At 66.3% G+C, this 12,992-nt stretch carries 8 protein-coding genes and 2 tRNA genes; 5 read left to right on the plus strand and 5 right to left on the minus strand.

The features are described from left to right. Positions 1-210: 210 nt before the first annotated feature. Positions 211-287: transfer RNA gene (locus ACE3TL_RS09775), tRNA-Arg, on the minus strand. A gap of 340 nt (positions 288-627) precedes the next feature. Then, a complete protein-coding gene (locus ACE3TL_RS09780; RefSeq protein ID WP_374578521.1) occupies positions 628-1,569 on the minus strand; it encodes an ABC transporter ATP-binding protein in 942 nt (313 codons plus the stop codon). Between the two features lie 106 nt (positions 1,570-1,675). Between ACE3TL_RS09780 and ACE3TL_RS09785 the strand changes: the two genes are divergently transcribed. From ACE3TL_RS09785 to ACE3TL_RS09795, 3 genes are all read left to right on the plus strand, one after another. After that, positions 1,676-1,978 (plus strand): zinc-finger domain-containing protein, encoded by a 303-nt coding sequence (locus ACE3TL_RS09785; RefSeq protein ID WP_374578522.1) that lies wholly within the window; start codon positions 1,676-1,678, stop codon positions 1,976-1,978. An 89-nt stretch (positions 1,979-2,067) separates the two neighbouring features. Further along, complete coding sequence (polA, locus tag ACE3TL_RS09790) at positions 2,068-4,920, plus strand: DNA polymerase I (protein ID WP_374578523.1); 2,853 nt, start codon at positions 2,068-2,070, stop codon at positions 4,918-4,920. A gap of 330 nt (positions 4,921-5,250) precedes the next feature. Then, positions 5,251-5,661 carry a cupin domain-containing protein gene (locus ACE3TL_RS09795; protein ID WP_374578524.1) on the plus strand — a complete coding sequence of 137 codons (411 nt, stop codon included), beginning with the start codon at positions 5,251-5,253 and terminating at the stop codon, positions 5,659-5,661. Positions 5,662-5,701: 40 nt separating this feature from the next. Here the strand turns inward: ACE3TL_RS09795 and ACE3TL_RS09800 are convergent. Continuing rightward, positions 5,702-5,767, minus strand: a tRNA-OTHER gene (locus ACE3TL_RS09800). Between the two features lie 168 nt (positions 5,768-5,935). Here ACE3TL_RS09800 and ACE3TL_RS09805 point away from each other — a divergent pair. Both ACE3TL_RS09805 and ACE3TL_RS09810 read left to right on the plus strand, forming a co-directional pair. After that, positions 5,936-7,273 (plus strand): tyrosine-type recombinase/integrase, encoded by a 1,338-nt coding sequence (locus ACE3TL_RS09805; protein WP_374578525.1) that lies wholly within the window; start codon positions 5,936-5,938, stop codon positions 7,271-7,273. Positions 7,274-7,779: 506 nt separating this feature from the next. After that, the gene (locus tag ACE3TL_RS09810; protein ID WP_374578526.1) at positions 7,780-8,871 is read left to right on the plus strand and encodes a Fic family protein; all 1,092 of its coding nucleotides are present in this window, start codon (positions 7,780-7,782) and stop codon (positions 8,869-8,871) included. Between the two features lie 128 nt (positions 8,872-8,999). Here the strand turns inward: ACE3TL_RS09810 and ACE3TL_RS09815 are convergent, their stop codons facing one another. Continuing rightward, positions 9,000-9,716, minus strand: a complete 717-nt coding sequence (locus ACE3TL_RS09815; protein WP_374578527.1) for a hypothetical protein — start codon at positions 9,714-9,716, stop codon at positions 9,000-9,002. 715 nt (positions 9,717-10,431) lie between these two features. Beyond that, entirely contained in the window at positions 10,432-12,783 is a 2,352-nt protein-coding gene (locus tag ACE3TL_RS09820) for a DUF927 domain-containing protein (protein ID WP_374578528.1), read from the minus strand. Positions 12,784-12,992 lie beyond the last annotated feature (209 nt).

Genomic DNA, 12,992 nt, shown 5'->3' on the forward strand with positions numbered 1-12,992 from the left:
GGCCCGGATTTCTGTCTCATCTGCGCTCCAAAATGGCTGCGATGATCCAGAAATCCTCCCTTCCCGAAAACCCCTAAACTGTCTCAAGAGCGCTGACGGCGGACACAGAGCATGCTCATCGACATACTACGCAAAACTTGTAGCGTAGTCCCTTGTTGTGCCTTCGCCAGCACTTTCTCGGGGGGCAAAGTCAGACGCCATCAAAGGAGATGGCGCACCCGACACGATTCGAACGTGTGGCCTCCACCTTCGGAGGGTGGCGCTCTATCCAGCTGAGCTACGGGTGCATCAATGTTCAGATAGTGTCCGAGATCGAGCAGGGTCAATCCCGAATCAGGTAATCGCATCGGCGCAAACGGAGCGGGTTTAGCCCTGCCGATTGTCGCCGTTTGTCCTCCAGAACCTCCTTTCAGCTTGCTTCCGCGGTGCTTCCGCGACCTCAGAACCGATCTTGTTGCGTCCTCCGAGTTTCACCAATCGCTTGGTTTCCCTCGATTTTTTCGACACCCTCGATCAGCAGGCTTGACTTAGCCCTGCCTTCGGAGGGCAACGCTCTATCCAGCTGAGCTACGGGTGCGTGCTGAAGCGGATGGGCTGTCTAGCCGAAACCGCGGCGGAACGGAAGGCTCAGGCGCTCGCGTTCGTCGTCAAAGAGACGAAGACGTCCTCGAGGTCGGGATCCTCGGTGGCGATGTCCTTGATGTGCAGGCCGGTCGCGCGGACGGCGGCCAGCACCTGTTCGACGCTCGACTGGCCGGTGCGGTAGGTGACCTGGAAGGCGCCGCCTGTCCGCGCGCGGGTCTCGAAACCGGGCAGGTCGGGGGCGACCATCAGCGGCTCGGCCGGGGTCACCACCACATTGCGGGTGTCGAGCCGCTGCAGCAGGGTCGAGGTCGGCTCGCAGGCCACCACCTCGCCGCGATTGACGATGGCGATCTGGTCGCAGAGCTCCTGGGCCTCTTCCAGGTAGTGGGTGGTGAGCACGATGGTCACGCCCTTGCGGTTCAGCTCGACCACGTAGTTCCAGAGCTGGCGGCGCAGCTCGACGTCGACCCCGGCGGTGGGCTCGTCGAGGATCAGCACCGGCGGATTGTGCACCATGGCCTTGGCGACCATCAGGCGGCGCTTCATGCCGCCGGAGAGCTGGCGCACATAGGCGCTGGCCTTGTCGCCCAGGCCGAGCGCGTTGAGCAGCTCCATGGTCCGGCGCTCGGAGGCCGGCACGCCATACATGCCGGCCTGGACCTCCAGCGCCTCGCGCGGGGTGAAGAAGGGGTCGGCGGCGATCTCCTGTGGCACCACGCCGATGGCGGCGCGGGCGTCGCGCGGGCGCGCGTCGATGTCGCGGTCCCAGATGCGCACGCGTCCGGAGGTCTTGCGGACCAGGCCGGCCAGCGTGTTGATGAAGGTCGACTTGCCCGCGCCGTTCGGCCCCAGCAGGCCGAAGATCGAGCCGCGGGGGATCTTGAGGTTCAGCCCGCGCAGGGCGTGCATCTCGGGCGCGCCCTTGCTGGCCGGGTAGATCTTTACGACGTCCTCGGCTTCGATCGCGTAGTCGGGAAGGGTCATGCGTCTCTTTTACGTCCGGGGCGTCCATTGACGGCGAAAGCCGTGGTCGAATACCTAGGCGCGTGCGGCGCTCACGCCAAGCTTCCGCCGCCGGAGAGTTCGAAGAATGGCCCGCAAAGCCCCCGTCCCCGACCAAGGCCGCTCCACGAAGCTGGAGCCCATGCCCGCCAAGGGCGCCTACACCCCGGACCTGCCGCCGTCGGAGGTGGTGATCGTGCGCTCGGGCCGGGTCGCCTGCGATGGCGTCGGCGGGGCGCTGGGCCATCCGCGCGTGTGGCTGGAGATGGGCGAGGCCGCCTTCGTCGAATGCCCCTATTGCGACCGCCGCTTCGTGCTGGCCGACGGCTCCGAAGGGCCGGAGGACGAGCGCCTGGCGCCGGGCGTCTACGAAGGCCCGCACGGCCACTGAACGCCGCGCCGCCGGCCGGCGGCGCACCTGGGCGCGCATTCGTCCATGCGGCGGATGACCTGACCGCGCTCAGCCCCTATCTTCGGCCCATGACCGACGCGCCCCTCGACGCCCCCGCCACCCTTGCCGACATTCCGCGCGAGCCGACCCAGGACGGGCCGGCGGTGCGGCTCTATCTGGTCGACGGGTCGGGCTTCATCTTCCGCGCCTATCACGCCCTGCCGCCGCTGACGCGCAAGTCGGACGGCCTACCGATCGGGGCGATCAGCGGCTTTTGCAACATGCTGTGGAAGCTGCTGGTGGAGATGAAGTCGCAGCCGGAGGCCCCGACCCACCTGGCGGTGATCTTCGACCACTCCGAGCAGACGTTCCGCAACCATCTGTACGACCAGTACAAGGCCCACCGGCCGCCACCGCCGGAAGACCTGATCCCGCAGTTCCCGTTGATGCGGCGGGCGACGCGGGCCTTCGGCGTGCCGGCGCTGGAACTGCCGGGCTACGAGGCCGACGACCTGATCGCCGCCTATGCCTGCAAGGTGCGCGACGCCGGCGGCGAGGTGACCATCGTCTCGTCCGACAAGGACCTGATGCAACTGGTCGGCGACCGCGTCTCCATGCTCGACACCATGAAGAACGCCAAGATCGGCCGCGAGCAGGTGATCGAGAAGTTCGGGGTGCCGCCGGAGAAGGTGGTCGACGTCCAGGCCCTGTGCGGCGATTCCGTCGACAACGTGCCGGGCGCGCCGGGGATCGGCGTCAAGACCGCGGCCCTGCTGATCAACGAATACGGCGATCTCGACACGCTGCTGGCCCGGGCGGGCGAGATCAAGCAGCCCAAGCGCCGCGACACCCTGATCGAGTTCGCCGACCAGATCCGGCTGTCGCGCGAGCTGGTGCGGCTCGACTGCGACACGCCGCTGCCCGAGCCGCTCGACGCCCTGGCGGTGGACGACCCGAACGCCGAGGAACTGGCCGCCTTCCTGGAGGAGATGGAGTTCCGCACCCTGGCGCGCCGGATCGCCGGCGGCGCGGCTGCGGCCGAGGCGCCCGTCGCGCCGGCGCCGGTTTCGCCCTCGGCCGCGAAGATCGACGTCAACGCCTATGCCTGCGTGCGCGACCTGCCGACCCTGGACGCCTGGATCGCGCGGGCCAAGGCCATGGGGCTGGTGGCCTTCGACACCGAGACGGACGCGCTGTCGTCGGCCAATGCGGGGCTGTGCGGGATCTCGCTGGCGGTCGCGCCGGGCGAGGCCTGCTACATCCCGGTCGGCCACGAGCACGAGAGCAACGGCGGGCTGGAGTTCGAGGCGCCCGAGGCCGTCGAGCAGCTTGCGCTGGACGAGGTGATCGCCCGGCTGAAGCCGTTGCTGGAGGACCCGGCGGTGCTGAAGGTGGCGCAGAACGCCAAGTACGACATCGCCGTGCTGAGCCGCCATGGGATCGAGGTCGCCCCGATCGAGGACACCATGCTGATCAGCTACGCCCTGGAGGGCGGGCTGCATAAGAGCCATGGCATGGACGAACTGTCCAAGCGCTGGCTGGAGCACGAGCCGATCAAGTTCAAGACGGTGGCCGGGACCGGCAAGGCGCAGAAGAGCTTCAAGCACGTGCCGCTGGAGCCGGCGACCTGCTATGCGGCCGAGGACGCCGACGTCACCCTGCGGCTCTACCACCACCTGCGCCCCAGGCTGGCGCGCGAGGGGCTGCTGACCGTCTACGAGACCCTGGAGCGGGGCATGCCGCCGGTGCTGGCGGCGATGGAGAACGAAGGGATCAAGGTCGACACCGAGACCCTGCGCAAGCTCTCCAACGACTTCTCGGTGCGCATGAGCGAATTGGAGGCGCAGGCGCACCGGCTGGCCGGCCGTCCGTTCAACCTCGGTAGCCCCAAGCAGATCGGCGAGGTGCTGTTCGGCGAGATGGGCCTGGCCTCGGGCAAGATCACCGCCACGGGGGCGGCCTCGACCGACGCCTCGATGCTGGAGGACCTGGCCGCCCAGGGGCACGAACTGCCGCGGGTGCTGCTCGACTGGCGCCAGCTTTCGAAGCTGAAGGGCACCTATACCGACAACCTGGTCACCGCCATCGCCGACCGGACCGGGCGGGTGCACACCTCCTACGCCCTGGCCTCGACCACCACCGGGCGGCTCTCGTCCTCGGACCCCAACCTGCAGAACATCCCGATCCGCACCGAGGAGGGCCGGCGCATCCGCAAGGCCTTCATCGCCGAGCCGGGCCACGTGCTGATCAGCGCCGACTACAGCCAGATCGAGCTGCGCATCCTGGCGCATGTGGGCGACATTCCGCAGCTCAAGAAGGCCTTCATGGACGGCCACGACATTCACGCGGCCACCGCTTCGGAGATGTTCGGCGTGCCGATCGAGGGCATGCCGGCCGAGACCCGCCGCCGGGCCAAGGCGATCAATTTCGGCATCGTCTACGGCATTTCGGCCTTCGGCCTGGCCAACCAGCTTTCGATCCCGCAGGACGAGGCGGGCGCCTACATCAAGACCTATTTCGAGCGCTTCCCCGGCATCCGCGCCTATATGGACCGCACCAAGCAGGCCGCGCGCACGCAAGGGTTCGTGACCACGATCTTCGGCCGCAAGGTCCATATCCCGGCGGTGAAGTCGAAGTCGCAGGCCGAGCGCGCCTTCGGCGACCGCGCGGCGATCAACGCCCCGATCCAGGGGGCGGCGGCCGACGTGATGCGCCGGGCGATGATCCGAATGCCGGCCGCGCTGGCGGCGGAGGGCCTGACCGCGCGCATGCTGCTGCAGGTGCACGACGAACTGGTCTTCGAGGCGCCGGAGGCCGAGGCGCAGGCGACCATCGCCCTGGCCCGCAAGGTGATGGAGCGGGCGGCCGAACCGGCGGTGGCGCTGTCGGTGCCGCTGGTGGTCGATGCGCGCGCCGCCGCCAACTGGGACGACGCGCACTAGGCTCTTTTCCGGCCAGCAAGCGCCGGGCGACCTGGACGTTTCCGAGGAGGGCTTCGCGGCGTCGCCGGAACCCCTCGTCCGCCGGCCGCGTATTCCTGCAGCTTCGCGTCTTCGTCGCCTGAGACGGGAAGCCTTGCGATCCTGGCGTGGCCGCCGCCCTGACGGTTTGATTTCCGTCAGGGCGGCGCGCGGGGGCCGGTTCCTAGACTTGGCTTCCTGAGCGTGATCAATCGGATCACGCTCAAGACTCTTTGAATTTAGAGCATTTTCTGCGCCGAACCGGCAGCCGCTTCAGCGGAAAATGCTCTGGCGCATAGCCGGAGGACAGCCATGAAGGGCTTCGTCGACGACATCGAGGACCTGACCGAGAGCAACAAGGACTTCCGCCGCGTGCTCTATACCGGCAAGCACCTGCAACTGGTGCTGATGACCCTGCAGCCGGGCGAGGAGATCGGCGAGGAGGTGCACGACACCCACGACCAGTTCTTCCGCTTCGAGAAGGGCAAGGGCCAGGTCGTGATCGACGGCGAAAAGCACAAGATCAAGGCGGACTACGGCGTCATCGTCCCAGCCGGCGCGCGCCACAACGTCGTCAACACCGGCGACAAGCCCCTGAAGCTCTACACCCTCTACGCCCCGCCCGAGCACCGCGACGGCGTCGTCCACGCCACCAAGGCCGAAGCCAAGGAAGAACACTTCGACGGCGTCCTGACCGAGGACGGACCGGGCACGAAGATCTGAGGCCTGAAGGATCCTGGGAGCGGCCATCTCCAACGGGAGATGGTGGAGCCGAGGGGAGTCGAACCCCTGACCTCCTCTCAGGAGACTTCGCCTGTTTGGCGTATCCTGCGCTTTCCCTGAATGTCACTGACGTTCTGATATATGACGCAATATCATATAGATAGATGCCTTCGGCTTTCCTGGGTATGTATGGCTTAGGCTGGAGATAGCTTGACGCTCTGATTATCCAGTGATTATCCAGAGGTCGGAAGTTTCCTGAGCTGGATAATCGAGCATGGCGACCTTCAAGCTGACTGACGGCCTGGTCGAGGCCATCGAGCCCGAGGCCCGCGACGTGTACGCCTGGGATTCCGCGCTGCCGCGCTTTGGGGTCCGCGTGACCAAGGCTGGCGCTCGCATCTACCTGGTGCAGTACAGGGCCAAGGGTGCGGCCGGTGAGGCGTCCCGCGTGCGACGCATCACGATCGGCCAGCACGACGGCGACCTGTGGAACGTGACCAAGGCCAGAAGCGCCGCTCGCAAGCTGCTGGCCGCCGTTGACCTGGGTTCCGACCCCTTCGCCGATCGCGAAGCCGAACGGGAGGCCGCCCACCAGGCGGCGCTGGCAGTCCAGGCCGCACGTGCGGCCGAAGCCCGGGAAGCCGAGCGCCGCGATCGCGAGAACGTCGAGGCCCTGGTCAATCTCTATGTCGAGCGCCGCCTGGCCCAGCGCCGCAGCGGGACCGAGGCCGCCCGCCTCCTGCGCCATGGCCCCGTCGCCGCCTGGGGCTCGCGCCATATCTCCGAAATCCGCCGTGGCGACCTGGCCGAGCTGCTGGAGAGCATCGCCCAGCGTTCCCCGGCCGTGGCGCGCTCGACCTATGCCGAGCTGCGCCCGTTCTTCGATTGGGCGGTGGATCGCGACCTGATCGCCGCCTCACCCTGCGCCAGCCTGACCGCGCCCCCGCGCCCCAAGGCCCGGGACCGCGTGCTAGCGGACGATGAGCTGCGCCTGATCTGGCGCGCCGCCGATCGGCTGGGCTTCCCCTTCGGCCCGGTGATTCAGCTCCTGATGTTGACCGGCCAGCGCCGCGCCGAGGTTGCCGGCATGCAGTGGGAGGAGCTGGACCTGGACGCCGGCCTCTGGCGCATCCCGGCCGAGCGGTCGAAGAACGGCAAGGCCCATGAGCTGGACCTATGCCCCGAAGCCCTCGCCATCCTCCGCACCGTTCCCGAGGCTGGGCCGCACCTGTTCCCGGCCAGAGGCGAGGGAGCCGTTCGCGGCTTCTCGGCGACTAAGCGCCGGCTGGACGAGATCGTGGAGGAGCTGCGGGCCGAGGACGCGGCCAAGGCCGGCGTTCCGCCGCCCAAGGCCCCGGTCCCAGCGTGGCGCATCCATGACCTGCGCCGCACGGCCGCAACGGGCATGGCCGCGATGAACTTCCCGCCGCATATCGTCGAGCGGGTCCTGAACCACGTCAGCAACACCCAGGCCGGGCTCGTCGGCGTCTATCAGCGCCATGAGTACCGGCCCGAGCGGAAGGCCGCCGCCACGGCCTGGGGAGCTCGCGTGGCGGCGATCATCGGTGGTCAGCCTCTGCCCTCGAACGTGGTGCCCATGCGGGCGGGTTGACCGCCCGCTCGCCTGACCTTCTCAGGCTATTTTTGCAACCGCGTCTCAACTGCATAATCGGCCTTGGAAATCTCCTGGGCGCGTCGGCAGTTCCGCGTCGCCTCCCCATAGACGTTCCACAAGTCTTTGATTTTACGTCTCTTATTGTCCCAACTCAGAGGTCGCCGCCGCGCCGACCGCACTCGTGATCCACGCTTCGGCGCGTGCGCGTTGCCATATGTATTCCGAAAACGTGGGAACCGTGGGAACTTTGGGAACCGTGGCCTTAACCCATTGTGATATATAGATATTATCAGTTCCCACTTTGTCGAAATGCGGTTCCCACCCCGCCGATCAGTGGGAACCGCCGAGGCGACGCTGGCGGCCGACGAACCGCCGAAAGGCGCGGCCTCTCTAATCGCAAAATGCTTTACATGTTCGCATGACGTGTAAAGGAAACGCAGAAATCTTTACATGTCATCGCGACGTGTTAAGCGATTGGCGATTCCTTTGCATGAGGCCTGGCCGTGCTGAAGCCGACCTATGATCTGCCCGACCTGCCGCCAGCCGCTGCGATCGAGACGCCGGCCGTCCTGAAGGCCCTGACCCGGGCGCATCGCTACCTGGCGGAGCTGAAGGGGAGGGCCGCGACCATCCCGAACCAGGGCATCCTGATCGACACCCTGTCGCTTCAGGAGGCGAAGGCCAGCTCCGAGATCGAGAACATCGTCACCACCCAGGACGAGCTGTTCCAGCTCAACGCCTTTCCTGAAAATCCCGGCTCCCCGGCGGCGAAGGAGGTCGCTCGCTATCGGGACGCGCTTCATCATGGCTTCCGCGAACAGGTCCGGCTTGGCGGCCTGCTGACCAACAACATGATCATCGCCATGTTCCGCCTCCTGAAGCGCACCGAAGGCGGCTTTCGCGAGGTTCCAGGAACGGCGCTCAAGAACGAAGGTGACGGGTCCCTAGTCTATGTCCCGCCCCAGGACGCCAACGCCGTGCGAGATCTGATGAGCGCGCTTGAGCGCTTCATCAACCTGGATGACGCCGACAGCGACCTGGACCCGCTGACGCGGATGGCGATCATCCACCACCAGTTCGAGAGCATCCACCCGTTCCCGGACGGGAATGGCCGTCTGGGCCGGATCATCAATGTGTTGTTCCTGACCAGGTGCGGGCTGCTGGACATCCCGATCCTCTACCTCAGCCGCTTCATCACCCAGAACAAGGCGGACTATTACCGCCTGCTCCAGGCCGTGCGCGACACGGGCGAATGGGAGCCATGGCTGCTCTATATGCTGCGCGGCGTGGAAGAGACGGCGATTGAAACCCTGCGCCTGGTGGAAGGCGTCCGCATGCTCATGGCCGACACCAAACGCCAGCTACGCGACAACCACCCGAAGATTTATTCGCAGGACCTGCTGAACAACCTCTTCCGCCACCCCTATACGCGGATCGAATTCGTCCAGCAGGAACTGAATGTCTCGCGTCCGACCGCCGCCAAGTACCTCGAAGAGCTGGCCGAGGGCGGACTGCTCCTCAAGCACCGGGCGGGGCGGAACAACTACTACATCAACCAGCCCTTGGTGGCGCTGTTCATGGAGCGGGAGGGCTGAACACGGGTCGGCCGCTGCAGTTGGCGGACTTCTCAGGCGGCAGCTGGCTTCAGCCGGTGTAGGCTCGCCGAATCCATCGAACGCGTAGATGTCGATCGCCGACCTTAGGCCCGAGCCTCAGGCGTCTATCACTCATGTCGCAGTAGACTCCCTGCCGATACAGTCCCCACACTACTCCCCTCAGGAGAGGGGTCCACATTCGTACCTATGAAATTCGTCAGGGAACGCTCAGCGTCGAGCGGTGTCATTTGCCCCAGCTCAACGCGACGACAAATCTGTCGAGCGATATCCAGCTTATATCCGCTTCCATTTCGCGCTTCCTGCCTGCGCATCCGCGCGGCGTCATAAGCCTCGAAAATCCTCCAACGAACCGCGCGAACCTGAGCTTCAAAATCGGCAATTGTGGACGCCGTATGAGCATATCGCATGTCCCGCTCATGCCAGTGTCCCTCGTTAAGTGATGGGAGCAAATAGGCTCCGGACATCGTCACGGCGCCATCAATGACCGAGCGAAACTCCGAGCAGTGACCATGAGCAATCTCGTTACGAGTCGCCGCCAACTGATCCAATTCCTTCAAGCCTGCGCGGATAATATCCAACTCTTCGCGCGAGAAGGCAGCCTCATACCGCTGCAGAACCTCCTTCAGCATTGCGGTCCGCCGACTACGTGGTGAGGCCACGTAGGCCGCGAAAGCCGTGGGCTCAGACTCCTGGCAAAGCCAGCGGATTAGTCCCATTAGGACGTCTTCGGCACCCTCCCACCAGCTGAGTGCACGACCGACCGCCATGTAAATCTCTTCCGGCGTAGAACCGGTAGAAGGCGGCGGCTTCGTGGACTTCTTCAACCTCGGCTCCAACCTGCATAGCGACGTCTTTTAGTTGCCGCTCGCCACATAACTAGCACCTCGATCTTGGCGGGCGGCGAGGTAGCCCCTCCCGCGTGATGGGAGGGGTTGTCTCGTTAGCGTCTTAAAACCGAGGCGAAAACGGCGAAGGCCATAACTAGGGTCGCGAGAGCAACGACCAGAGCGACGGCGACAACGAGATCGGTAGTCATAGCGGAAAATCCTTTGGAGTGAGTTCACAACCCTCGAACACTCTCGTCACGACCGCCCAAGCGCCAACGCTCGCCGTTGTATAAGGCCGACAAACAACAGGCCTGCACTAAACTCGATACCGATCAACTCCCGATGTCTCCAATCCGGTTTGCATACTCTGCCGCCGCTTTGTCCCAGACAAAGAGGCGCGTACGCAGATCGCGCCCGCAGCGAGGGTGCCAAAGCTCGCAGCAAATCTGATTGTCATGACCCGACGAAACACGGCGAAGCCGAACGCTCAATCGTGATTCAAGAGCATGTGCCCAGCTCAAGTCTGGTCAGACGTTCCGCTTCCACCCGACTCATCCCCCCATCATATTCTCTGATCGCCGCCCGCTCTTCCCATTCAGCCCAGTCGTCATCGGCCGTCGTTTGCGGCGCTGCAACGGCTGATGGAGGCTGGTCTACAAGCTCAGACGCAAACGCCTGATAGAACCGCCGCAGTGCGGCGCTCAAGCTGCCGTCAGTCGCCAAGGTCAGCCTCCAAGATCGCGCCCTTCACGGTCCAGAAACGCGACTTCTTGCCCTTGCGCGAGTGCTTCTTCTTCCAGTGGGGCCCTTCCCCTTTGTCCAGAAGCCCGGCCTCATGAAGCGCTCTGGCGGCTTCCTTCCGATCGAAGCCGGTGGTGGCGTGCTCCCAGCCCTCATCGTTGAAGCGGAATTCCAATTCAGGCCCTTTCTTCACCCGCCAGCCCCAGGATATGAGGCCTCGCGCCTGCTCATCCCGCCCGGCCCGGCTGGGCTCGACCTCCCCCAGATCCTCTTCATCGTCCCAGGGCGCGAAGTTCGCCCCCCCGCTTTCGATCACCTTGATGATCTGACGGATAACGGCCCGCTCTTCATGGAGCTGGTCACGCCCGAACGCCGCGCCCCAACGGTGGTAAAGCCTCTGTGCCGCTTCGGCCGCCGTGCCGGACGGCCAGGGCGTGACGCCGAATCCTGCCGCCAGCTCACCGGCCACGGCCGCCGCACCGAACCGCATCGCCGCCCGCCGCGCCTGGCCTGTATCGCCCTCCTGATGCACATCCGACAGGAAAGCCGCGAGCATCTCTTTGGCGTGTGTCTCGGCCTCGGCCCGACGCGCAATGAAGGCCTCGAGGAACGCTGGGCCGGCGTGGCCGTACGCCGCCCCGCAGGCGGCTCTGACACCATCAGACATGGCCGCTGGCCCCGGCGCGCCATGCAGATCCTGCCATATCCCCATGCGCGCGCCGGCGTCGGCCGCCAGGTCGAGCAACCGCAGTTCCTGGCCCGCCATGGGGCGGTCACCCTTGCGGCTGGACCTGATGTGATCGGCCAGGCCGATCTCGCCGGTGGAGATGATAACCACACGCCATTCGGCCGAGCTGCGCAGCGACCCATCAGCGCGAGCCCGCGACTTGGATTGGCCGGAGGCAAGGCTATAGGCGGCGGCTCCGGCCTCCTCGGCCGCAATCAGCGCCAGCTCGTCCAGGACCACCAGGCCGTCATTGTGACCGTGCGCCACCATCTCCAGGGCGTTCGCCGTGCTGCGCCAGGTCTGGCCAAAGCCAAGCGGTCCGCCGCCGCCCCAGACCGATCCGGCCGCGTAGGCGAGCGTCGTCTTTCCGCAGGAACTGGGGCCACGGAAGTTGACGCCGCCGCCTTCCAGCTCCAACGGCCGCAGCAATGGCCCCAGGAAGGCCAGGGAGAGGGCGAAGGTCATCAGATCATTGCCGACCGCCTTGGCCGCCACACCCGCCCGCCAGGCGGCCAGATCGCCGCGCCTGCGATAGTGCAGGGCTGGGCTCGTTCCCGTGAACAAGACCGGCTCGCCGCCGATCGGCCCGACGACATGACCAGGAAGCACGAACCGATCGCCGCACCATCCCGTCGCGCCAACTAATGTCAGCCGGCGGGCGCACTTCACTTCCGACAAGGCCACCGTGAACTTCTCGGCCTTGCCCCGCGTCATGGGAACGGCGAGCCCAGCGCCCGCCAGCTCGGCCCGCACCTCGGCCGCGCCGCTGGCCAGGCGCGACTTGGCGACGACGACTTCCTTTTCCTTCCCGTCCCGATCACGGAAGCGCAGCACGACAGCCCAGCCGCCGCCGTCAGGATCTCGCGCCTCCCCGATCACCCCGAACGAGTCGGACAGGCGCATAGGCGCAAGGCCGCCGTTCTGCTGGGGCTGATCATACCAGAGGCCGTCCGGTTCCATCCGAAAGCCCCAGGGCCATTCGACGCCGGCCGGCTGGGCTTCCGACCTGGCGGTGGTTATCAGGGCCACGGCCCGGGCCTGGTCGAAGCCCTCCGGCCAGGCGTCGGCCAGGTCCCAGCCTTCGGGCAGGAACTTCGGAGGATCGATCAGGGCGACCGTCAGAGCCCCGGCCACACCGACGCGACGGCGCACGTCCTGGCCGGCGACGCGGCCGGGCTCGTCAGCGTCCGGCCAGATCACGACATCGCGGCCGGCCAGCGGCGACCAATCCACCTTGCCGGCCGCCTTGCTGCCGCCGGGCCAGGTCAGGACGGCGAACTCTGGGAACCGCTTGCTGGCGGCGTCGGCCGTCTTCTCGCCCTCGACCACCAGCACCGGCGTGGCCGGCCGGGCCGCCAGGCGATCGAGGCCGTAGAGCGGGCGAGGCTCGGGAAAGCCTTTCCACGACCAATGCAGCCGCGCGCCGGTCCGCCGCAGCGTGAGCGGCAGCACCACCTTGGAGCCGTCCGCACTGTCGAAGCGGGCGACGTAGCCGAGGAGCTGGCCGCCGGCGTCCCGATACGCCCACCAAGCGGTCGGCCGACCATGCGCTTTGTGCGTCTCAAGGCGCGGTGGTGCGTCGGCCGGGACCGGCATGACCGCTTCCCCATCGCCTCGAGGGGAGGGCCGGCCCGCTGACGCGAACGGCGTTCGCGCCAGCTTGTCGAAAGGGTCGCTTGGCGGGCTATCGGACATACCGGCCCCAATTCGACAACGCAGCGCCGACCTGTTTCGCCAAGTGAGCGACCGCTTCACGCCGCTCAACAGCCCCGTTAGTCCCGCGTCGGTGCTGAGAGCCCCCACCG

Source organism: Phenylobacterium sp. (assembly GCF_041920015.1).
Taxonomy (GTDB): domain Bacteria; phylum Pseudomonadota; class Alphaproteobacteria; order Caulobacterales; family Caulobacteraceae; genus Phenylobacterium.

Coding starts and splice junctions, on each gene's coding strand:
- ACE3TL_RS09780 (WP_374578521.1), bottom strand. CDS start 1,569: ATGACCCTTCCCGACTACGCGATCGAAGCCGAGGACGTCGTAAAGATC.
- ACE3TL_RS09785 (WP_374578522.1), top strand. CDS start 1,676: ATGGCCCGCAAAGCCCCCGTCCCCGACCAAGGCCGCTCCACGAAGCTG.
- polA (WP_374578523.1), top strand. CDS start 2,068: ATGACCGACGCGCCCCTCGACGCCCCCGCCACCCTTGCCGACATTCCG.
- ACE3TL_RS09795 (WP_374578524.1), top strand. CDS start 5,251: ATGAAGGGCTTCGTCGACGACATCGAGGACCTGACCGAGAGCAACAAG.
- ACE3TL_RS09805 (WP_374578525.1), top strand. CDS start 5,936: ATGGCGACCTTCAAGCTGACTGACGGCCTGGTCGAGGCCATCGAGCCC.
- ACE3TL_RS09820 (WP_374578528.1), bottom strand. CDS start 12,783: ATGCCGGTCCCGGCCGACGCACCACCGCGCCTTGAGACGCACAAAGCG.